Raw genomic sequence first — 21,819 nt, 5'->3', positions numbered from 1 at the left:
GCTCCTGCGTCGTTACATGTCTGAAACTAAATCAACACCCGCGTGGAAATGATCGATCCGCTTTTCGTCGCCTCCGGCTTCGCCGTCGGCCTGCTCGTGGGAATGACCGGTGTCGGCGGCGGCTCGCTGATGACGCCGCTGCTCATCCTGCTGTTCGGCGTTCACCCGACCACCGCGGTCGGCACCGACCTGCTTTATGCCGCAGCCACCAAGACCGGCGGCAGCCTGGTGCACGGCCTCGGCCGCAGCATCCACTGGCCGGCGGTGATCCGGCTGGCCTGCGGCAGCCTGCCCGCGAGCGTCGTGACGCTGCTGGTGATGTGGCAGCTCAACCTCGACGCCTCGGCGCAACGGACAGTGGTCAACATCGTGCTGTGTTTTGCGCTGCTGCTCACCGCCACCTCGCTGATCTTCCGCAAGGCGATCATGGAGCGCTATCGCAGGCGGCTGGAGCGCATGGATGAAAGGACGAGCGCGATTGCGACCGTCGTGACGGGTGTCGCGCTCGGCATCCTGGTTTCGATTTCCTCGGTCGGCGCCGGCGCCGTCGGCGTCACCGCGCTGCTGCTGCTCTACCCGCGCCTGCCGATGGCGACCATCGTCGGTTCCGACATCGCGCATGCAGTGCCGCTGACCCTGGTGGCGGGCGTCGGCCACTGGGCACTCGGCGCCGTCGACTGGTCGCTGATGGGCGTGCTGCTGCTGGGCTCGCTGCCCGGCATCGTCATCGGCAGCTACAGCGCGCTACGCGTGCCGGAGACCGTGCTGCGCGTCACGCTCGCCGCGGTGCTGCTCCTGGTCGCCGGCAAGATCGGCGCGCAGGAATTGCAGTTGTCGGCATCGACGATCACGGCGTTGTCGAGCGCCGGCAACTAGCCAGCTGTCATCGTCCGCGAAAGCGGGCGATCCAGTATTCCAGAGACGCCGGCCTGGAATCGAGAAGCCGCGGCGTACTGGATGCCCCGCATGCGCGGGGCATGACAACCTCTGAGTTGAGAGAGCATACCCCCCCGCTACGCCGCGGTCCAGCCGCCGTCGATCGAGAGGTTGGCGCCGGTGATCTGGGCGGCGTCGTTGCCGCACAGGAACAACGCCAGCGCTGCGACCTGCTCGACGGTGACGAACTCCTTGGTCGGCTGCGCAGTCAGCAGCACGTCGTTGATGACCTGCTCCTTGGTCATATTGCGCGCCTTCATGGTGTCGGGGATCTGCTTCTCGACCAGCGGCGTCCAGACATAGCCGGGGCTGATGCAGTTGCAGGTGATCTTGAAGGTCGCAAGCTCCAGCGCCACCGTCTTGGTGAGGCCGTCGATGCCGTGCTTGGCCGAGACATAGGCCGACTTGAAGGGTGAAGCGACCTTCGAGTGCGCGGACGCCGTGTTGATGATGCGGCCCCAGCCGCGCTTCTTCATCAGCGGCACCGCGGCGCGGATGGCATGGAACGCGGACGACAGGTTGATGGCGATGATGGCGTCCCATTTCTCGATCGGAAAATCCTCGATCGGCGAGACGAACTGGATGCCGGCGTTGTTGACGAGGATGTCGACACCGCCGAAGGTCTTGTCGCCGAGCGCGATCATCTCGGCGATCTCGGCCGGCTTCGACATGTCGGCCGGCGAATACACAGCACGCACCTTGAAATCGGTTTCGATGCCGGAGCGCTCGTGCTCGATGTCGGCCGGCACGCCGAAGCCGTTGATCACGACGTTGGCACCGGCGCCGGCGAAAGCCCGCGCAATCGCTAGCCCAATGCCGCTGGTCGAGCCGGTCACTACCGCCGTCTTGCCTGTCAACGAACCCATTTCATTCACTCCTTCTTGCCTGCGGCGGCGCCGTCGCCATCCCGCGTGAGATCGTACGTCACCATGGTCTCGCCGGACTGCGGCCGCTCGAGCCAGTGTTTCTGTTTCATCGACTGATGCACGTCGCGCACGCCCGCGTTCCAGTGCTCGACCACGCCGATATGGGAAAAGTCGTAATCCTTCGAGTTGGATTCGTGGTTCTTGCTGCGATAGATCAGGTGCACCACGGTCACCGTGTTCTCCTTCGCGGCCTCGCGCAGATACTCGACCGACGGATCGTTCTTCAGATGGTCCGGCAGCTTGCCGATCAGGTCGCGCAGCGCCATGCGCGCGTTGTGGATCAGCCTGTTCTTGTCGGTGTTCATCCGGGTGCGGCTGGAAAAACGGATGTCCTTTTCGCGCTCGGCGGCTTCCAGCAGCGTCTGCGGCAAATCTCCCCGCGCGGAAAACAGGTCGACCTGGAAGATCAGGAGATCGCGGCTCCTCTCCTCCTCCAGCACGTAGTCGAGCGGTGTGTTGGAGGCGATGCCGCCGTCCCAGTAATGCTCGCCGTCGATCGGCACCGAAGGAAAGCCCGGCGGCAGCGCACCGGAGGCCATGATGTGCTCGGGGCCGATCTTCTTGCCGATCTTTTTGAACTCGTAATTGTCGAAATACTTGAAATTGCCCGAGGTGACGCCGACGGCGCCAACGGACAGCCGGGTCTTGAGGTCGTTGATGCGGTCGAAATCGACCAGACGCTCCAGCGTCGCCTTCAGCGGCGCGGTGTCGTAGTAGCTCAGCGCCGAGGCCGTGCCGGACGGCCACAGCGGCGCCGGCGGAAAACGCGGGCTGAAGAAGCCGGGCACGCCGAAGGTGGCGATGATCGCCGCAGAAGTCTCGTTGAACAGCGAGCGCGCGCGGTCGCCGGGAACGACGGGATTCCAAGAGACGGGCTGGGACACCATGTCCCAGAATTCCTTCAGCCGCTCGACGCGCTTGTCGCGCTCGTTGCCGGCGATGATCGCCGCGTTGATGGCGCCGATCGAGATGCCGGCGATCCATTCCGGCTCGAAATCATGATGGCACAGCGCCTGATAGGCCCCCGCCTGGTAGGAGCCGAGCGCGCCGCCGCCCTGCAGGACCAGCACGCGCTGCGCCTTGGCGGGCGTCGTCGCCGGCGCGGAATGGGAACTGTCCATGTGATCCGTCGATCAGAAGGTCATGCCGGCCGCACGGTGGCGGCTGTTCGCAGTTGCGTCAATCGACGAGAGCGGAACCGAAATCAAGACTGATTTATCTGGCATCCGTTGATGCAAGAATGAGCGTCCAGAACACCTTGTACTTGGTGTTCGGCGCATAACTCGCGGCGATGCCCAATTTTGTGACATCGCGGCTCAGCATATTGGCCCGGTGCGGCGGGGAATCGCGCCAGCCGGAAAAGGCCTCGGCCAGCGTGTGGTATCCGGCGGAGACGTTCTCGACCGCCGATTTGGCCGGGTAGCCGGAGGCGCCGAGCCGCCTGGCCAGCGGCCCCTTGACGTCGTGGTCGAGCTTGTTGCGGCTCGCCATGGCCATGGACTGGGCTTCCGCAAGCTTCACCAGTTCGGGGTCGACCACGACTTTGCCGAGGCCGTTGTTCTGGCGGTATTGCGAGATCATGGAGGCTGCGGCCTGCGGATCCAGCGTGGCGCCGCCATTGGCCATGCTCAGATACATGGCCGGCTGCTCCGGCTGGCTGTCGGACACGCAGCCGGCAAGCGCCAGAAGCGCTGTAATGGCGAGAATCGCCCGCATGGTCGGAAACTACCCCGTGGTCAGGCCGCCGTTGTTGCATATCAACAATGGCTGAATAGTGAACGGCGGGGCCGATTCGGGGCCGTTTCGGCTCAATCCTGCGCGGCGAAAAGCCGGTAGCGGCGGGGTTGCAGGCTGACGGTGTCGCCGGGCTGCAATTCGCGGTCGCGCGGGGCGTCGATCTCGATCACGGTCTTGCCCTCGCCGCGCAGGGCGATTTCGGCGCGCTGGATCGGCCCGAAGCTGCGCACATGCTTGACCGAGCCTTCCAGCGAGCCGCTGCCCGCCGGGCCGATCTGCATGTCGTGGCGGCGGATGAACAGCTTTGCCGCGCCCGGCGCATAGCCATTGGCGGCGATGTTGAGCGCCTTGCCGTCGAGCCGCACCGCGCCGTCGCGCACTTCCACGGGCAGCACGATGGATTCGCCGATGAAGCCGTGCACGAAGGCGGTGGCCGGATTGTCGTAGACGTCGCCGGGCGTGCCGACCTGCTCGATGCGGCCCTTGTCCATCACCACGACGCGGTTGGCGACTTCCAGCGCCTCTTCCTGATCATGGGTGACGAAGATCGAGGTGACGTGGATTTCCGAATGCAGCGTGCGCAGCCATTGCCGCAGCTCTTTCCGTACCTTGGCGTCGAGCGCGCCGAACGGCTCGTCGAGCAGCAGGATGCGCGGCTCGATGGCAAGCGCACGCGCGAGCGCGATGCGCTGGCGCTGGCCGCCGGAGAGCTGGCTCGGATAGCGGTCGGACAGCCAGTCGAGCTGGACGAGATCGAGCAGTTCTTTCACGCGCGCGCGGATCGCCGCCTCGTCCTTGCGGACGGCGCGCGGCTGCACGCGCAGGCCGAAGGCGACGTTCTCGAACACCGTCATGTGGCGGAACAGCGCGTAGTGCTGGAACACGAAGCCGACGTGGCGCTCGCCGGCACCGCGCGAAAGCGCGTTCTCGCCGTCGAAGGAGACCTCACCGGAGTCCGGCCAGTCGAGGCCGGCGATGATGCGCAGCAACGTGGTCTTGCCGGAGCCGGAGGGCCCAAGCAGCGCCAGCAATTCGCCGTCGGCTACCCTGAGATCGACATTGTCGAGCGCGGCGAAATCGCCGAACTTCTTGGTGAGATTCCTGACTTCAATGGTCACTCGGCACCTGTCTTTCGTCCAGCCGCCGTTCGAGGATCGTCTTGGCCAGCAGCGTGATCAACGCCAGCATGGCAAGCAACGACGCGATCGCGAACGAGGCCACGAATTGATACTCATTGTAGAGGATTTCGACCAGCAGCGGCATGGTGTTGGTTTCACCGCGAATATGGCCGGAAACGACGGATACCGCACCGAATTCGCCCATCGCGCGCGCGTTGCATAACAGCACGCCATAGAGCAGGCCCCATTTGATATTAGGCAAAGTGACGCGGAAAAAGGTCTGCAGCCCTGACGCGCCGAGCGAGATGGCGGCTTCCTCCTCCTGCGTGCCCTGCTCCTGCATCAGCGGGATCAGCGCGCGCGCCACGAACGGGAAGGTCACGAAGATGGTGGCGAGCGCAATGCCCGGAACCGCAAACAGGATGCGGACGTCATGCGCCTGCAACCAGGGTCCGAAAAATCCCTGCGCGCCGAACAGCAGCACGAAGACGAGGCCGGAGATGACGGGGCTGACCGAGAACGGCAGGTCGATCAGCGAAATCAGGAACGTCTTGCCGGCGAAATCGAATTTGGCGATTGCCCAGGCCGCAATGACGCCGAAGACCAGGTTGAGGCTGACCGAGATCGCCGCGATCAGGAGCGTCAGCTTGATCGCCGCCAGGGCTTCGGGCTGTCCGAGCGCCGTGAAATATGCCGATATCCCGCGCGAAAAGGCGGAGGCAAACACCACGACCAGCGGCAGCACGACGAAGACGAGCAGGAACAGCACCGCGAGCGCCACGATCACGAAGCGGATCGCGCCGGGCTCGGTATGCACGTCGTCGCGCGGTTGATGGGAAAGCGCTTGCTCGCTCATCGTTTCCTCACTGCGCGGGCATTCGGGTCTGCGCCCAACGTTGCAGGCGGTTGACGGCGAAGATGATGAGGAACGAGGCCATCAGCATGACGACCGCGATCGCGGTGGCATCGGCGTAGCGGAATTCGGACAGCCGGATCACGATCAACAGCGGCGCGATCTCCGAGACGTTGGGCAAATTGCCGGCGATGAAGATCACCGAGCCGTATTCGCCGACCGCCCGCGCGAACGCCAGCGCAAAGCCGGTGAGCAGCGCCGGCACCAGGCTCGGCAGGATTACGCGAAACACCGTGTGCCAGCGGCCGGCGCCCAATGAGGCCGCCGCCTCCTCGATCTCGACGTCGAGGTCCTGCAGCACCGGCTGCACCGTGCGCACCACGAAGGGAATACCGATGAAGACCATGGCGATGAAGATGCCGATCGGCGTGAACGCCACCTTGATGCCGAGCTCGGCGAGCGGCGCGCCCAGCCAGCCCTTTTGCGCAAACAGCTGCGTCAGCGCGACGCCGGCCACCGCCGTCGGCAGCGCAAAGGGAATGTCGACGATCGCGTCGAACAGCCGCCGCCCGGGAAACTTGTAGCGCACCAGCGCCCACACCACGATCATTCCCATCACGAGGTTGACGCAGGCCGCGGCAAACGACAGGCCGAAGGAAATCTTCAGCGCATTCAGCGTGCGGCGGCTGGTAACGATGCCCCAGAACTGCTCGAGGGAAAGATCGAACGTCTTGAGGAAGAGACCCGCGAGCGGGATCAGGATGATGACGGAGAGCCATGTCAGGGTCAGTCCCATGGTGAGACCGAACCCTGGCAACGTGCTGCGCCGTTGCGGCACTCCGTTCACGACATCCCCCGCTTCGTTGCGGCCCGTCTGTTGCGCTTCGTCAGTTCTTGTAGATCTGGTCGAAAATGCCGCCCTCGGCGAAGTGTTCCTTCTGCGCCCTGGTCCAGCCGCCGAACGCCTCGTCGATGGTGAAAAGTTCCACCTTCGCGAAGGACTTCTCGTATTCCTTCGCGATCTCGCTATCGCGCGGACGGTAGGAGTTGCGTGCGGCAATTTCCTGACCTTCCCTGCTGTACCAGTATTTCAGATAGGCCTCGGCAACGGCGCGGGTGCCCTTCTTGTCGGCGACCTTGTCGACGATGGTGACCGGCGGCTCGGCGAGGATCGACAGCGGCGGCGCCACGATTTCGAACTTGTCCTTGCCGAATTCGCGTTGCGCCAGGAACGCCTCGTTCTCCCAGGCGAGCAGGACGTCGCCGACGCCGCGCTCGACGAAGGTCACGGTGGAACCGCGCGCACCGGTATCCAGCACCGGCACATGCTTGAACAGCTCTGCGACGAATTGCCTGGCCTTGTCGGCGGAGCCGAGCTTCTTCTCGGCATAGCCCCAGGCGGCAAGATAGTTCCAGCGTGCGCCGCCCGAGGTCTTCGGGTTCGGCGTGATCACCTCGACGCCCTTCTTGACCAGGTCGTCCCAGTCCCTGATGCCCTTGGGATTGCCCTTGCGCACCAGGAACACGATGGTCGAGGTGTAAGGCGAGGCATTGAGCGGCAGGCGCTTCTGCCAGTCAGGAGCGATGAGTCCCTTGGCGGCGACGGCGTCGATGTCATAGGCCAGCGCCAGCGTGACGATGTCGGCCTGCAGCCCGTCGATCACCGCGCGGGCCTGCGAGCCGGAACCGCCGTGCGACTGCTTGACCTCGACGCTCTTGCCGGTCTCTTTCTGCCAGGCGGCAGCGAAGGCCTTGTTGAATTCCGCGTAGAGCTCGCGCGTCGGATCGTAGGATACGTTGAGCAGCGAGAAGTCGGCGGCGTAAGCGGAGCCCGCAAGCAGCAAGCCTGCGGCGGCGGCGAGAACAGGGCGGATCATCTCAGTCTCCATTCGGCGCGCCGATGGATATCGTCGCACGCTGTCGGAAATAACTCGTGAGAAACCGGCCTCAAGTCAACGGAACCACTTTTCGTAGTTCACGGCGTTGCAGCTTCACTGTGCTACGAAGTCGGCGTGGTGTGAATGCCGCATTCTGTCTTGCCTTTGCCGCGCCAGCGGCCGGCGCGCGAATCCTCGCCCGCCTCACTGCGGCTGGTGCAGGGCATGCAGCCGACCGAGAGGAACCCTTTTGCCACGAGCGGATGCGGCGGCAGATTGCCGAGCCTGTAGATCGCCTCGATCTCCTCGGGCGAGACATTGGCGAAGGGATTGAACTTCAGCCGCGCACCGTCCTGTTCGACCACGGGAATATCGGAGCGGGCGCCGCCCTGAAAGCGCTTGCGCCCATTGATCCAGGCCGCAAACGGCTTCAGCGCGCGCGCCAGCGGTTCCACCTTGCGGATACGGCAGCAGGCATCGGGATCGCTGAACCACAATTCCTTGTCGGGGTCCTCACGTGACAGCGTCTCCTCGAGCGGCTTGATCGAACGCACGTCGGTCAGGCCGAGCTGCCGCGTCAACGTGTCGCGATAGTCCAGCGTTTCCTGGAACAGCCAGCCGGCATCGAGGAAAACCACGGGAATGGCGGGATCGACATCCGCCATCACCTTGAGCAGCGCAGCCGATTCCGTGCCGAACGACGACACCAGCGCGAGATGCGCGCGACCGACGATCTTCAGCGCCGCCGCGATCACCTCGGCGGGCGAGGCGTGCCGGAGCACCTCGTCGAGCGCCGCTGCCGGCGGCAAGGCCGGGGCTGCGGAGATTTCCTGCTGCACGATCGCACTCACGGCTTGGCACTTTCCGAATGGCGCAGCTGGTTGCGCCGGTGCAGCGCCGAGAGATGCCCGTCGCCGGTCGGCTGATAGAATACGGTGTAGCGCCGCGCCGCCTCGCCGAACGCGTCCGCGTCGGCCTGCTTCCTGACATCGAAAGCGTCGAAGCCGGCGCGCAGCATGAACACGAACTGGTCGCGCAGCACCTGGCCGGTGGCGCGCAATTCGCCTTCAAAGCCATGGCGTTCGCGCAAGAGGCGCGCCTGGGTATAGGCGCGGCCGTCGCGGAACGAGGGGAATACCAGCGCGACCAGCGCGAGACGCTCGAGATAAGGCACGAGATCGTCGAGATCGCGGTTGTTCGGCCAGATCACGCCGACCTTGCCGCGCTTCAGCAGCGCCTCGGGATCTTCGAGGAAGCGCGCGGCCGAGACCAGCACCGCGCCGTCGCCCGGCAGTTCGGTGCCGTCGGCGGCGTGGAAGAACACGTCGGTTGCGATGTGGCCGTTCTTAACGAGTGGCATAGACCCGCTCCTTGAAAGGTTCGACGCCGAGGCGCTTCACCGTGTCGACGAAAAGCTCTTCCTGCGAATCGCGCAGCGCCAGATAGGCTTCGACGATGTCCTCGACCACGTCGGCGACTTCGCCATAGGGCACCGCGGGGCCGATCAGCGTGCCCATCTGGGCCTGCTCGTCGGCGCGGCCGCCGATGGTGATCTGGTAGAATTCCTCGCCGTTCTTCTCGACGCCGAGAATGCCGATATGGCCGACATGGTGATGGCCGCAGGCATTGATGCAGCCGGAGATGTTGATGTGCAGCCGGCCGATCAGATTGGCGGTATCGTGGTTGGCGAAGCGCCGGGTCAGCTCCTGCGCGATCGGGATCGAGCGCGCGTTCGCCAGCGAGCAGTAATCCAGCCCCGGGCAGGCGATGATGTCGGAGACGAGGTTCACGTTCGGCGTGGCGAGGCCGATCCGGTCCAGCGCCTTCCACAGCGCCGGCAGATCGCGCTTGGCGACATGCGGCAGCGCCAGGTTCTGCTCGTGGCCGACGCGGATCTCGCCGAAGGAATAGCGGTCCGCGATATCGGCGAGCGCATCCATCTGCTCGGCGGTGGCATCTCCCGGAGGAGCGCCGATCGGCTTCAGCGAGATGGTGACGATGGAATAGCCCTGCGCCTTGTGCGTGAATACCGAGTTGCGCCGCCAGCGCTCGAACAGCGGATCGTGCGCCGCCTGCTTCAGCTCGTCAGGCATATGCGGCAGCTTCTCGTATTTCGGATAGGTGAAGCGCGAGCGGATCTCCTCGATGGCGGCGTCCTCGACGGCGAGCGCGCTGTCGCGGATGTGCTGCCACTCCTCGTCGACTTCCCTGGCGAACTTGTCGATACCGAGCTCGTGCACCAGGATCTTGATGCGCGCCTTGTAGATGTTGTCGCGGCGGCCGTACTGGTTGTAGACGCGCATGATCGCCTCGACATAGCTCAGGATGTCGCGGCGGTGCACGAACTGCTTGATGGTCTTGGCGATGAACGGCGTGCGGCCGAGCCCGCCGCCGACCAGCACCTCGAAACCGAGCTCGCCCTCGTCGTTCTTGTAGAGACGAAGGCCGATGTCGTGGATCTTGATCGCGGCGCGGTCGTGGGCGGATGCGGTGATCGCGATCTTGAACTTGCGCGGCAGGAACGAGAATTCCGGATGCAGCGTGGTGTACTGGCGCAGCAGCTCCGACCAGATGCGGGGATCGTCGACCTCGCCCGGTGCGACGCCGGCCCACTGGTCGGAGGTAACGTTACGGGTGTTGTTGCCCGAGGTCTGCATGGCGTGGATGCCGACCTCGGCGAGATCGGCGAGCGCATCCGGCAACTCGGAGAGCTTGATCCAGTTGTACTGGATGTTCTGGCGCGTGGTGAAATGGCCGTAGCCGCGGTCGTAGCGGCGCGCGACATGCGCGAGCTGCCGCAGCTGCTTCGACGACAGCGTGCCATAGGGAATGGCGACGCGGAACATGTAGGCGTGCAGCTGCAGGTACACGCCGTTCTGCAGGCGCAGGATCTTGAATTCGTCCTCGGTGAGCTCGCCGGAGAGGCGGCGCTTCACCTGATCGCGGAATTCCGAGACGCGCTCGTTGAGCAGCGTGCGGTCGAGTTCGTCATATGCGTACATGGATCAAACCTTTACGCCGGAACCGGCATCTCGATGGTGAGGCCCTTCACGCGGATGCGTTCGCGCAGGTTACCGGGCAGGACCTTGCCGCCGTCCCTGACTTCAACCGGGGCAATATAGGCGCCGATCGCGCCGAGATCGTCCTCGATGGCCTCGGCGAGCAGCGCACGCGCGTCGTCCGCAGTTCGGACGATGGCGGCGTCGGCAAGATCGAGGGACCAGCCTTTTGAGCCGGTGCGCCAGATCACCACGCCGTCGGCGGTGCGGTTCGCGGTCACCACCGACGGACCCGTGATCTTGATTTTTTGTTGTAGCGGAGAGGTCATTCGGCAGCTTCCAGCAGGTTGGAGATCACTTCATTGAGCTCGAAATTGCGCCATGGCGCGGAATGCGCGACCACGTCGCCGATGATGAGGATGGCGGGACCGCCATCGATTTGGGCCACCAGTTCGGGCAGCTGATCGAGCGTGCCGACCGCGGCCTTGGCGTCCGGCCGCGTCACCCGCGCGAATACGCCGACCGGCGTGCGCGGTGAACGGCCGGCGGCCAGCATGCCGTCGCGGATCGTCGGCGCCGCAGTCATGCCCATATAGACCACGACCGTCATCTTCCTGTCGGTCAGCACGGACCAGTCGACATGCTCGGCATCTTCCGCCCTGTGCGCGGTGAGGAAGGTGATGCGCAGCGCTTCCTGGCGATAGGTGAGCGGCGTCTCGAATTGTGCGGCGGCACCGAGGCCCGCCGTGATGCCGGGGATGATGGAATAGCTCACGCCTGCGTTGCGCAGCACGTCCACTTCCTCGCCGCCGCGGCCGAAGATGAAGGAATCGCCGCCCTTCAGCCGCACCGCGCGCTGGCCGGAGCGAGCCGCCTCGACGAGGAGCTTGTTGATCGCATCCTGCCCGATGCCGGGCTTGCCGACGCGGCGGCCGACCGGCACGCGTGCCGCATCGCGGCGGGCGCGGTCGAGCACTTCGGCCGAAACCAGCTCGTCATAGAACACGATATCGGCATCCTGCAGCGCGCGCAGCGCCTTCACCGTCAGCAGATCGGGATCGCCGGGGCCGGCGCCGACCAGCGTGACATGGCCTCTTGCATTGCCCTCTTCGCCACCGGCGAAAACGGACGGATCGGAGATTTCGTCGAGCGCCTTCGCGGCCTCGTCCTTTCGCCCCGCCAGCACCAGCGCGCCGATCGGGCCGTCGATAATGCGCTCCCAGAAGCGGCGGCGCAGCGCGAATTCAGGAATGCGCGCATTGATGGACTTGCGGAAAGCGCCGATGAAACCGGCGAGATCGCCGATGCGCGCCGGCAGCACGGTTTCGATCCGCTCGCGCACGCGGCGCGCCACCACGGGCGAAGCACCGCCGGTGCCGACGGCCACGACGACGTCGCCGCGATCGACGATGGCGGGAAAGATGAATGTGGAATGCGCGAGGTCGTCCATCACATTGACGGGCAGCCCGGCCGCCTTCGCGCGCGCCGACATGGCGACACCGATGTCGCCCGCACCGGCGCAGAGAATTGCGATCACACCCGCGAGGTCGGCGGCGAGCGGATCGCCCTGGGCGATCTCGATGCGCGCGGCATCAATGCCGCCGAGATCATGATTGCCGTCGGTCGCATACCAGCGCACCCGCGCGCCGGCCGACGTCAGCAGGCTCAGTTTCGCACGCGCAAGATCCCCTGCGCCGACCAGCAGGACCGGTCCGCTTTGCAGATCGAGGAAGACAGGCAGGTAGCGCATGCAGTTTTCCCATTCCGGGGTTGACTGAAATTATTTTCTCTCTAAGTGTGTCGCAAGTCCGAAATAGAGAAAATTATTTCTTCTATATTGCGGCTTGCAGATGGAATTTTCGCCTACTCAGGCTGAGGTCGAAGAGATGGATGTTCTCACCACTGAATCCGCGAGAGCGCGGCTACGTCAGGCACCGCTGATTCAAGCATCTTCCTTGCCGGAAATTGCCCCGCCTTCCATGGATCACCTCGACCAGCTCGAGGCCCAGAGCATCTACATCCTGCGCGAGGCCTTTGCACGCCTGAAGAAGCTCGCGCTGCTGTGGTCGCTGGGCAAGGACTCCAACGTCATGATCTGGCTGGCGCGCAAGGCCTTCTTCGGCCGCGTGCCCTTCCCGGCCATGCATGTCGACACCGGCAAGAAGTTCGCCGAGATGTACGCCTTCCGCGACCGCTACGCGAAGGAATGGGATCTCGATATGCGCATCGAGCCCTGCCCGCCGATCGACGCGGTCGATCCGACCCTGCCGCCCGCCGCGCGCTCTGCCGCGCGCAAGACCGAAGGGTTGAAGCTCGCGCTCGCCAAGCACGGCTTCGACGGCCTGATCGCCGGCATCCGCCGCGACGAGGAAGCAACCCGTGCCAAGGAGCGCGTGTTCTCGCCGCGCGGCCTCGAAGGCGAATGGGACGTGCGCGACCAGCCGCCGGAGTTCTGGGATCAGTTCAACGCCTCGCCGCCGCAAGGCGCTCATCTGCGCATCCATCCGATCCTGCATTGGACCGAGGCCGACATCTGGGCCTACACCAAGCGCGAGAACATCCCGATCATTCCGCTCTACATCGCCAAGGACGGCAAGCGCTATCGCTCGCTCGGCGATCAGGACATCACCAATCCCGTCGCCTCGACCGCATCCAACATCGACGAGATCCTCGCCGAGCTCGATGCCACCAAGGTGCCGGAGCGTGCTGGCCGGGCGCTGGACCATGAGACCGAAGACGCCTTCGAGCGCCTGCGCGTCGCCGGCTATCTCTGACGAACCCTTCCCGTGAGCGCCGCCATGAACATGATCGTCTCCCCCGCCCGGTCGGCAACGCCCAACGGCACGACGCGCCCTCAGGTCCGCATCGTCATCGTCGGCCATGTCGACCACGGCAAGTCCACCCTGGTCGGCCGCCTGCTGCACGAGACCGGCAGCCTGCCCGAGGGCAAGCTGGAAATGCTGAAGGCCGTCAGCGCGCGGCGCGGCATGCCGTTCGAATGGTCGTTCCTGCTCGACGCGCTGCAGACCGAGCGCGACCAGGGCATCACCATCGACACCACGCAGATCCGTTTTCGCACCCGCTCGCGCGACGTCGTGCTGATCGACGCGCCCGGCCACGCCGAATTCCTGCGCAACATGATCACCGGCGCCTCGCAGGCCGACGGCGCGGTGCTGATCATCGACGCCCTGGAAGGCGTGCGCGACCAGACAAGGCGGCACGGCTATCTGCTGCACCTGCTCGGCATCAGGCAGGTGGCGGTTGTCGTCAACAAGATGGACCGCGTCGATTTCGGCGCAGCGCGTTTCGAAGAAATTTCCGCGGAAATCACCGCGCATCTCACCGGCCTCGGCGTCACGCCGTCGGCGGTGATCCCGATCTCGGCGCGGGACGGCGACGGGGTCGCCGCGCACACGCCAAATATCGCCTGGTACAAGGGGCCGACCGTGGTCGAGGCGCTGGATGCGCTGGAGCCGGCCCGTGCGCTTGAAGCGCTGCCGCTGCGCCTGCCGGTGCAGGCGATCTACAAGTTCGACGATCGCCGTATCGTTGCCGGCCGCATCGAGTCCGGCAGCCTGATCGCGGGCGACGAAATTGTCATCATGCCCGCGGGCAAGATCGCGAAAATCCGCTCGGTCGAGAGCTGGCCGTTCACGCCGGTCGAGGGCCGCCAGGGCGCGGGCCGTTCCGTCGGCATCACGCTGGACCGCGAGCTCTTTGTCGAGCGCGGCGACATCATCGCGCATGCGGGCGCGAGCCCGCGCGACACCCGCCGCATCCGTGCGCGTATCTTCTGGCTGCACGACAAGCCGCTGGCCAAGGGCGATTCCATCCTGGTCCGCCTCGGCACCCGCGAGGCCCGCGCCAACGTGGTCGCGATCGAAAAGGCGATCGATCCCGGCGCGCTCTCGAACGAGGAAGGCAAGTCGATCGCACGCAACCATGTCGGCGAGATCGACATCTCGCTGGCGCAGCCGATCGCGGCCGATCCGCACGGCGACAACCCGCGCACCGGCCGCCTCGTGATCGAGGTCAACGGCCGCATTGCCGGCGGCGGTCTCGTGCTGTCGGTCGATGCCGGACAGCGCGCCGCCCCGATCGACATCGTGCCGGTGGAATCGGCGCTGCGCCCCGACGAGCGCTCGGCGCGTTATCATCACAACGGCGCGGTGGTGTGGCTGACCGGCCTGCCTGGCGCCGGCAAGTCGACGCTTGCCCGCGCGCTGGAGCGTCGCCTGTTCAACAATGGCGGCTCGCCCATCCTGCTCGACGGCGACACGCTGCGTGCCGGCCTCAACGGCGATCTCGGCTTTTCGCCGCAGGACCGCAGCGAAAACATCCGCCGCCTCGCCGAAGTCGCGACGCATCTTGCGCGCAACGGCCATATCGCCATCGTCGCCGCGGTCTCGCCCGCCAGGGACGATCGCGACGCCGCCCGCCGCATTGCCGACAGCGCGTTCCGCGAGGTTTATGTCTCGACGCCGGCCGAAATCTGCGAGAGCCGCGATCCCAAGGGGCACTACGCCAAGGCGCGCGCCGGCAGCCTGAAGTCCTTCACCGGCATCGGCAACGACTATCAGCCGCCGACCGGGGCCGACCTCGTGCTCGACACCTCGGCGCGCTCGGTGGTGGAGGCGACCGAGGAGATCGAGCGGATGCTGGCCAGGACCGGCATCCTGTTCGACGAACTGACCGACCTCGCTGCCAATATCTGAGGTATCCCCAAAGGTCTTGAGAGGGGTCATTTTACGGCTTTTGGGGGCCTTCTCATCCTCCCGGCTTGTGGCTAAAAGGGCGCCTTGAACGCCGCCCTTTGGCGCGCTTTTTGCTGTTTTCTCCCCGAAAACAGCCACAAAACGCCATTTCTGCCGAGAAAGCCCATCATGAAACGTGTCGATGCCCACGGATTGAAGATCGCCCCTGTCCTGTTCGATTTCATCGCTGCGGAGGCGGCCCCCAAAACCGAGATTTCGCCCGACGCGTTCTGGGCGGGGCTTGCCGCCATCATCAGGAAGCTGGCGCCGAAGAACGCCGAGCTCCTGAAGTTCCGCGACACGCTGCAGGACAAGATCGACGCCTGGCACCGCGCCAACAAGGGCAAGCCGGTCGACATCAATGCCTATACCGCATTCCTGAAGGAGATCGGCTATCTCCTGCCCGAGCCCGCGACGAAAAAAGTCGAGACCGCCGATGTCGACGACGAGATCGGCAAGATCTGCGGCCCGCAGCTGGTCGTGCCCCTCACCAATGCGCGCTATGCGCTGAACGCGGCGAACGCGCGCTGGGGCTCGCTCTACGACGCCTTCTACGGCACCGACGCGATCCCGCATGACCCGAGCGAGTCCGGCAAGGGTTACAACAAGGCGCGCGGCGACAAGGTGATCGCCAAGGCCAAGTCGTTCCTCGATGCCGCCGCGCCGCTCGCCACCGGCAGCCACAGCGACGTCACCGCCTACAGCGTCATCGCGGGCCAGCTCTCGGCCAAGCTCAAGAGCGGCAACGCCACCGCGCTGAAGGCGCCGGCGCAGTTCGCGGGCTATCAGGGCAATCCCGAAGCTCCCTCGGTCGTGCTGCTCGTCAACAACGGCATGCATGTCGAGATCAGGATCGACCGCAACCATCCGATCGGCAAGGACGATCCGGCCGGCGTCGCCGACATGATCATGGAATCGGCGGTCTCGACCATCCTCGACATGGAAGACAGCGTCGCGGCCGTCGACGCCGAGGACAAGGTGCTGGTCTATCGCAACACGCTCGGCCTGATGAACGGCACGCTCGCCGCCGACTTCGAGAAGGGCGGCAAGACCATGACGCGCTCGCTCAATGCCGACCGCGTCTACAAGGCGCCCGACGGCGGCGAGCTGAAGCTGCACGGCCGCAGCCTGCTGCTGATGCGCAATGTCGGCCATCACATGTACACCGACGCCGTGCTCAACGAGAAAGGAGAGGAGATTCCGGAAGGCATTCTCGACGCCGCCGTCGCCGGCCTGCTCGCCATCCATGACCTCAAGGGCAACTCCAGGGTCAGGAACAGCCGCAAGGGCTCGGTCTATATCGTCAAGCCGAAGATGCACGGCCCGGATGAAGTGGCGCTCACCTGCGAGCTGTTCGGCGAAGTCGAGAAGATGCTGTCGCTGCCGGCGGACACCATGAAGGTCGGCATCATGGACGAGGAGCGCCGCACCACGGTCAACCTCAAGGCCTGCATCCAGAATGCGTCCAGGCGCATCTGCTTCATCAACACCGGCTTCCTCGACCGCACCGGCGACGAGATCCACACCTCCATGGAAGCGGGTCCGATGATCCGCAAGAACGACATGAAGGCGCAGCCCTGGATCAAGTCCTATGAGGACTGGAACGTCGACAACGGACTTATCGACGGCCTGCCCGGCCACGCCCAGATCGGCAAGGGCATGTGGGCGGCGCCCGACAAGATGGCGGACATGCTCGCTCAAAAGATCGGCCATCCGCAGGCCGGCGCCACCACGGCGTGGGTGCCCTCGCCGACCGCCGCCACGCTGCATGCGCTGCATTATCACCAGGTCAATGTCGCGGCGCGCCAGCAGGAGCTTGCCAAGGGCGGACCGCGCGCAAAACTCTCCGACATCCTCACCATTCCGGTGTCGCAGTCGAACTGGGCGCCCGATGACGTCAAGCAGGAGATCGACAACAACTGCCAAGGTATTCTGGGCTATGTCGTGCGCTGGATCGATCAGGGCGTCGGCTGCTCCAAGGTGCCCGACATCCATGACGTCGGACTGATGGAAGACCGCGCTACCCTGCGCATCTCCAGCCAGCATCTGGCGAACTGGCTGCACCAGGGTGTCATCACCAAAGACCAGGTCATGGAATCGCTGAAGCGCATGGCCGCCGTGGTCGACAAGCAGAATGCCGGCGATCCCCTCTACAAGCCGATGGCGCCAACCTTCGACGGCGTCGCCTTCAAGGCCGCCTGCGATCTCGTCTTCAAGGGCCGCGAGCAGCCGAACGGCTACACCGAGTTCATCCTGCATGCCCGCCGCAAGGAGGCGAAGGCGGCGGGTTGATCGGTCCGCAATTGTCCAAGATGAAAGCCCCGGCCAGCGCCGGGGCTTTTGTCATGACCGTGCCGGTCAAAACACCGCGAGGTATTTCAGCAGCGAGATCACGCCGAGCACGATCACGATGACCCGGCAGATCTGCTTGGCGCGGCCGTCGAGCGGCAGCAGGTTGATGAGATAGAGAATGAGGATGACGACGAGGAATGTGACAAGCGCACCGACGAGCATCGCAAGATTCCTTCTGAAATGACCGCGCTGTTAACCCATGATTAACTCGGAAGGCGCGCGCCAGTTCCGCAACCGGAACTTTTCGCAAGGTGAAAAATTCCAGCGTTTTCAATGCGCCCCGTAGTTGTACGGCAGTGATGCTGTCTAAGTATTTACCGTTTTCCGTCCAGATGCGTGGAACTCGCCCTGGGGGAATTCCATGCTCAATCGCCTGACCGTTTCCGCGCTGCTGAAGACCGTCATCCTGGCCACCGCCCTTTGCGTCGTGGCCGGCTTCTCGCTCAACGCCTGGGATTCCTGGAATCGCCTGCAGGTGGCCAGCCGCATCTTGCTGGTGGCGGATGCGTCGGGAAGCCTGTTCAAGGCGATGCACAACCTTCGCACCGACCGCTCCACCAGCAACCGGCTGCTCAACGCCGATGCGCCGATGGACCCGGAAATCGAGAAGTACCTCCGCAACATCCGCGACACCGAGATGCCGGCAATGGCCAATGCGCTGGCGCTGCTGCCCTCGCTGGAATTCGCGCAGAAGGCCACGCTGGTGCCCGAGCTCGATCGCCTGTTCAAGCAGATCGGCACCATGCAGAAGGAATTCTGGGAAATGATGGCCAAGCCGAAGGCGCAGCGTCGTCCGGCTCTGCCCAAGGAGTACATGGATACGGTAACCGCCACGCTCGACGTGCTCGAGAAGCTGTCCACGACGCTTGGCGCCGCCGTCAACCACCAGGATGCCACCATCGACCAGCTGCTCGCGATCAAGCAGATGGCCTGGCTGCTGCGCAACACGGCCGGCGAAGCTTCGCTGGCGGTTTCGGTGGGGCTGTCCACCGGCAAGGTGTCGCCGGAGAGCAAGCTTGGCTACACCAAGTATGTCGGCGGCACCGAGGCCGCCTGGAGCGCACTCGAGCTGGTCGCTGCGGGCATGCAGCTGCCGCCCGCGCTGGCAAGCGCCATCGCCGCCACCAAGACCGCCTATTTCGAGCCGCAATATCTGCAGCTGCGCGACCGCCTGCTCAACCAGGTGGCGGCGGGCGAGAAGACCGAGATCACGACGAACCAGTGGACCCCGCTGACGGTCGGCCGCCTCGGCGCCGCGGTCAGCGTTGCCGAGGGCGCGCTGGACGCCGCCAAGGAGCACTCGCTCGCGCAATATGCCTCCGCGCGCAACTCGCTCGTCCTGCAGCTCGCGATGCTGCTCGGCGCGATCGCCTTGACGGCCGGCGCGATGATGCTGGTCACCCGGCGCGTCATCAGGCCGCTGCACAACATGCGCGACGCCATGCTCAAGGTCGCCGCCGGCGACCTCGCGGTCGACACCGGCCAGACCGGCCGCAGCGACGAAATCGGCGCGCTGGCCGGCGCGCTCGACACCTTCAAGCAGCAGGCGATGGACAAGGCCCGCATCGAGGCGCAGGAGCGCGAACGCAACGCCGGCGCCGCCGCGCGCCAGCAGGCGATCGAGAACTATGTCGGCGAGTTCGAGACCATGGTGCGGCAGACGCTGGATCAACTGGGCGACGCCTCGGGCCAGATGCGCTCGACCTCGGACAGCCTCTCGACCGTGTCGCGCCAGACCAACGAGCGCGTCCAGGTCGCCGAAAAGGCCTCCAGCGACGCCTCGATGAGCGTCGACAGCGTCGCGGCAGCCTCCGAGGAACTGTCGGCCTCGATCAACGACATCAGCCAGCAGGTCACGCATGCCGCCGGTATCGCCAGCCGCGCCGTCAAGCAGGCCGCCGACACCGACGGCACCGTGCAGGGGCTCGCCAAGTCCGCAGGACGCATCGGCGAGGTGGTCGGCCTGATCAACACCATCGCCGCCCAGACCAACCTGCTCGCGCTCAACGCCACCATCGAGGCGGCGCGCGCCGGCGAGGCCGGCCGCGGTTTTGCCGTGGTCGCCTCCGAAGTGAAATCGCTGGCGAGCCAGACTGCGAAGGCGACGGAGGAAATCTCCGAGCAGATCGCCGACATCCAGAAGGTCGCCGGCGAAGCCATCGACGCCATCAAGACCATCGGCGGCATCATCGGCGAGGTCAACGAGGTTGCGACCGCCATTGCGGCTGCGGTGCAGGAACAGGGCGCCGCGACCCAGGAGATCACCCGCAGCACGCAATACGCGGCGCAGGGCACGCGCAACGTCTCGGAAAACATCACGGGCGTGAAGGCCGATGCGGATGCGGCGGCTGCCGCTGCCGACGACGTCAAGCAGGCCTCCGATACGCTGGAGCAGCAGAGCCAGGCGCTCGGCGGCCAGGTGACGCAGTTCCTCACGAAGATCCGCGCGGCGTAATCGTTTCTCCTCGTCTCTCACCACGTCATGCCCGGCCTCGTGCCGGGCATTTTCGTTTTGTCAGTCCCTGCCTTTCGCCACCACCGGCGGAGGCCGGTAGCGCGCCTTGATGCGCTCGGAGGCCGGCGAGAATTCGATCGGCGCACCACGCCCGTCGGCACTCTTGTTGGCGACCACGAGGTCGTTCTCGCCCGCGACGATGTCGCCCTTGCGCAGCGTCGGGTCGCGTTCGACGTCGATGCTGGCGAGGCCGGCGGGGTCCTTGCCGTTGCAGCTGCAGCCAGCCACGAGTTCGTTGCGATAGCGGAAGGCGTTGGGCAGTTTGGAGTATGGCTTGCCCTTTTCCGTCGCCGCGTTGTCGATCGTGTTGCCATAAACGATTTCAGTGTCTGCCGTCGGGCAGAGATTCTCGCACGAGTTCGCCCGGGCCTCGCCGCCATTGCCAGTGATCGGGAAATAGCGGCCATCGCAGATACGAACGCACCAGGCCTGTCCGCCGCCAAAGCGCTGCCGCGGCTGGGCCCGCTGGAATTCCTCGCCGGACGGCATCTGGATCGCGGGCGCGTGGGGGCGACCGAAGCCGCCAAAAAAGCCGGAGAAAAAATCCTGCGCCTGCGCGGCAGGAGGGAGCGCGGCCACGGCAAGCACCGCCGCCGCACCCAATTTCCAACACTTGATCTTGGGTACTTTCATCACTTTCACCTCAATTCATGCCCGTCGTCAGGACCATGGCTTGGCGGCCCGAAGGCAGCGCGGTCACGGCCGGACGCGACGGATGGCGCGCTTCCAGTGGCGCGCTCTTCGGCAGCACCACGACCCTGGTGCCGATATCGACGCGGCTGAACAGATCGATCACGTCCTCATTGGTCATGCGGATGCAGCCGGAAGAGACGAACTTGCCGATGGTCGATGGATCGTTGGTGCCGTGGATGCGGTACTGGCTGGAGCCGAGATACATGGCCCGCGCCCCCAGCGGATTGCCCGGACCGCCGGCCATGAAGCGCGGCAGATAGGGCTGGCGCGCGATCATCTCCGCCGGCGGATGCCAATCCGGCCATTCGGACTTGCGGCTGACGGTCTGCACGCCGGACCAGGTAAATCCCTCGCGGCCGACGCCGACCCCGTAGCGGATCGCGCGGCCTCCACCCAGCACGTAATAGAGCGCGGTGCCGCCGGTATCGATGACGATGGTGCCGGGCGCCTCTCTCGTGTCGAAGGCGACGGTAGCGCGGCGCAGCCGCTGAGGCAGCGGCGCTTCCGTGCCCTCATCCGACGTTACGTAGTCCGACGGAAAGTTCTGCTGCCTCGGTGCGTAGCCCAGCGTCTGCGCGCCGGCAGACGTCGCGAAGACGGTCGGCGCGAACAATATCGCCGCAACAAGGAGGTTCGCTCGGCCGGACGGCCGGCGGAGGAAAGTGGCTGACTGTGTCATGTGCTGCCCCATCGGGATGCGCATCGCGCTGATGCTCTTCTTTACAAACGCTGCGCCATTCATTTGCGTTCCGCTGCGGGCGAGCGCGAAGGCGCGACTGTCAAGCGCACCGGAGCCACGATCCCCTGATGGAACCCGTCGCCCTCTCGCGCGTTGAGGCAGTGCAATTTCTGATGGCAGGGCGCGGCAGCGCGACGGAAAACCGCGCGCTTGCGCAGGAGAATGTCTGTGCGGGCCCTTCCCGGTGATCGTCTGCTTCCCAAGGAGAAAGACCGGGAGTCGCGCCGCGACGCCAAAGGCTTGCAGCGCGAGGACAGGCAGGAGGCACAGCGCGAGGCGAGGCAGGAAGCCAGGCAGGAGCAGCGCCGCGACAGCGGCTC

General features: G+C 65.3%; 20 protein-coding genes. 5 read left to right on the top strand and 15 right to left on the bottom strand.

Going from position 1 to position 21,819, the window contains the following annotated elements:
• The first annotated feature begins 48 nt into the window (after positions 1 to 48).
• The gene (locus HZB49_RS19100; RefSeq protein ID WP_291614181.1) at positions 49 to 876 is read left to right on the top strand and encodes a sulfite exporter TauE/SafE family protein; all 828 of its coding nucleotides are present in this window, start codon (positions 49 to 51) and stop codon (positions 874 to 876) included.
• Between the two features lie 137 nt (positions 877 to 1,013).
• Here HZB49_RS19100 and HZB49_RS19095 read toward each other — a convergent pair whose 3' ends face one another.
• The 12 genes from HZB49_RS19095 to cysG all read right to left on the bottom strand — a co-directional run bounded on the left by HZB49_RS19095 (position 1,014) and on the right by cysG (position 12,196).
• Positions 1,014 to 1,802: a 3-hydroxybutyrate dehydrogenase gene (locus HZB49_RS19095; protein WP_291614180.1), complete on the bottom strand. Its 789-nt coding sequence runs from the start codon at positions 1,800 to 1,802 to the stop codon at positions 1,014 to 1,016.
• 5 nt (positions 1,803 to 1,807) lie between these two features.
• Positions 1,808 to 2,983 (bottom strand): DUF3734 domain-containing protein, encoded by a 1,176-nt coding sequence (locus tag HZB49_RS19090; protein ID WP_291614179.1) that lies wholly within the window; start codon positions 2,981 to 2,983, stop codon positions 1,808 to 1,810.
• A gap of 94 nt (positions 2,984 to 3,077) precedes the next feature.
• A complete protein-coding gene (locus HZB49_RS19085; protein ID WP_291614177.1) occupies positions 3,078 to 3,578 on the bottom strand; it encodes a CAP domain-containing protein in 501 nt (166 codons plus the stop codon).
• Between the two features lie 92 nt (positions 3,579 to 3,670).
• Positions 3,671 to 4,717, bottom strand: coding sequence for a sulfate ABC transporter ATP-binding protein (locus HZB49_RS19080; RefSeq protein ID WP_291614175.1), 1,047 nt, complete (start codon positions 4,715 to 4,717; stop codon positions 3,671 to 3,673).
• Entirely contained in the window at positions 4,707 to 5,573 is an 867-nt protein-coding gene (gene cysW, locus HZB49_RS19075) for a sulfate ABC transporter permease subunit CysW (protein ID WP_291614173.1), read from the bottom strand. The genes HZB49_RS19080 and cysW overlap by 11 nt, the downstream gene beginning before the upstream one ends.
• Positions 5,574 to 5,580: 7 nt before the next feature.
• The gene (cysT, locus tag HZB49_RS19070; RefSeq protein WP_291614171.1) at positions 5,581 to 6,417 is read right to left on the bottom strand and encodes a sulfate ABC transporter permease subunit CysT; all 837 of its coding nucleotides are present in this window, start codon (positions 6,415 to 6,417) and stop codon (positions 5,581 to 5,583) included.
• Between the two features lie 40 nt (positions 6,418 to 6,457).
• Complete coding sequence (locus tag HZB49_RS19065; RefSeq protein WP_291614169.1) at positions 6,458 to 7,447, bottom strand: sulfate ABC transporter substrate-binding protein; 990 nt, start codon at positions 7,445 to 7,447, stop codon at positions 6,458 to 6,460.
• A 122-nt stretch (positions 7,448 to 7,569) separates the two neighbouring features.
• Positions 7,570 to 8,298, bottom strand: coding sequence for a phosphoadenylyl-sulfate reductase (locus HZB49_RS19060; protein ID WP_291614167.1), 729 nt, complete (start codon positions 8,296 to 8,298; stop codon positions 7,570 to 7,572).
• Positions 8,295 to 8,807 (bottom strand): DUF934 domain-containing protein, encoded by a 513-nt coding sequence (locus tag HZB49_RS19055; protein ID WP_291614165.1) that lies wholly within the window; start codon positions 8,805 to 8,807, stop codon positions 8,295 to 8,297. Before HZB49_RS19055 ends, HZB49_RS19060 begins: the two co-directional genes overlap by 4 nt.
• The gene (locus HZB49_RS19050) at positions 8,794 to 10,449 is read right to left on the bottom strand and encodes a nitrite/sulfite reductase (RefSeq protein WP_291614164.1); all 1,656 of its coding nucleotides are present in this window, start codon (positions 10,447 to 10,449) and stop codon (positions 8,794 to 8,796) included. Before HZB49_RS19050 ends, HZB49_RS19055 begins: the two co-directional genes overlap by 14 nt.
• Before the next feature lie 11 nt (positions 10,450 to 10,460).
• Complete coding sequence (locus HZB49_RS19045) at positions 10,461 to 10,775, bottom strand: DUF2849 domain-containing protein (RefSeq protein WP_291614162.1); 315 nt, start codon at positions 10,773 to 10,775, stop codon at positions 10,461 to 10,463.
• On the bottom strand, positions 10,772 to 12,196 hold the full coding sequence (gene cysG / locus HZB49_RS19040; protein ID WP_291614159.1) for a siroheme synthase CysG: 1,425 nt from the start codon (positions 12,194 to 12,196) through the stop codon (positions 10,772 to 10,774). Before cysG ends, HZB49_RS19045 begins: the two co-directional genes overlap by 4 nt.
• Before the next feature lie 229 nt (positions 12,197 to 12,425).
• On the opposite strand from cysG, the gene cysD reads away from it, so the two are divergent.
• From cysD to HZB49_RS19025, 3 genes are all read left to right on the top strand, one after another.
• On the top strand, positions 12,426 to 13,220 hold the full coding sequence (cysD, locus tag HZB49_RS19035) for a sulfate adenylyltransferase subunit CysD (RefSeq protein ID WP_291614157.1): 795 nt from the start codon (positions 12,426 to 12,428) through the stop codon (positions 13,218 to 13,220).
• A 24-nt stretch (positions 13,221 to 13,244) separates the two neighbouring features.
• Positions 13,245 to 15,161, top strand: coding sequence for an adenylyl-sulfate kinase (cysC, locus tag HZB49_RS19030; RefSeq protein ID WP_291614155.1), 1,917 nt, complete (start codon positions 13,245 to 13,247; stop codon positions 15,159 to 15,161).
• Between the two features lie 168 nt (positions 15,162 to 15,329).
• Complete coding sequence (locus HZB49_RS19025) at positions 15,330 to 17,492, top strand: malate synthase G (RefSeq protein WP_291614153.1); 2,163 nt, start codon at positions 15,330 to 15,332, stop codon at positions 17,490 to 17,492.
• Positions 17,493 to 17,558: 66 nt separating this feature from the next.
• Here the strand turns inward: HZB49_RS19025 and HZB49_RS19020 are convergent, their stop codons facing one another.
• On the bottom strand, positions 17,559 to 17,714 hold the full coding sequence (locus HZB49_RS19020; RefSeq protein WP_291614151.1) for a Thivi_2564 family membrane protein: 156 nt from the start codon (positions 17,712 to 17,714) through the stop codon (positions 17,559 to 17,561).
• Between the two features lie 199 nt (positions 17,715 to 17,913).
• Here HZB49_RS19020 and HZB49_RS19015 point away from each other — a divergent pair, with 199 nt between their 5' ends.
• A complete protein-coding gene (locus tag HZB49_RS19015) occupies positions 17,914 to 20,007 on the top strand; it encodes a HAMP domain-containing methyl-accepting chemotaxis protein (protein ID WP_291614149.1) in 2,094 nt (697 codons plus the stop codon).
• A 60-nt stretch (positions 20,008 to 20,067) separates the two neighbouring features.
• Here HZB49_RS19015 and HZB49_RS19010 read toward each other — a convergent pair whose 3' ends face one another.
• Together HZB49_RS19010 and HZB49_RS19005 are read right to left on the bottom strand one after the other, a co-directional pair.
• Positions 20,068 to 20,700 (bottom strand): DUF2865 domain-containing protein, encoded by a 633-nt coding sequence (locus tag HZB49_RS19010; protein ID WP_291614147.1) that lies wholly within the window; start codon positions 20,698 to 20,700, stop codon positions 20,068 to 20,070.
• A gap of 10 nt (positions 20,701 to 20,710) precedes the next feature.
• Positions 20,711 to 21,439, bottom strand: a complete 729-nt coding sequence (locus HZB49_RS19005; RefSeq protein WP_291614145.1) for a L,D-transpeptidase — start codon at positions 21,437 to 21,439, stop codon at positions 20,711 to 20,713.
• Between the last annotated feature and the right edge of the window lie 380 nt (positions 21,440 to 21,819).

This window comes from Bradyrhizobium sp., from assembly GCF_016219575.1.
Lineage (GTDB): Bacteria > Pseudomonadota > Alphaproteobacteria > Rhizobiales > Xanthobacteraceae > Bradyrhizobium.
This window is presented reverse-complemented; position numbering and strand designations above follow the sequence as displayed.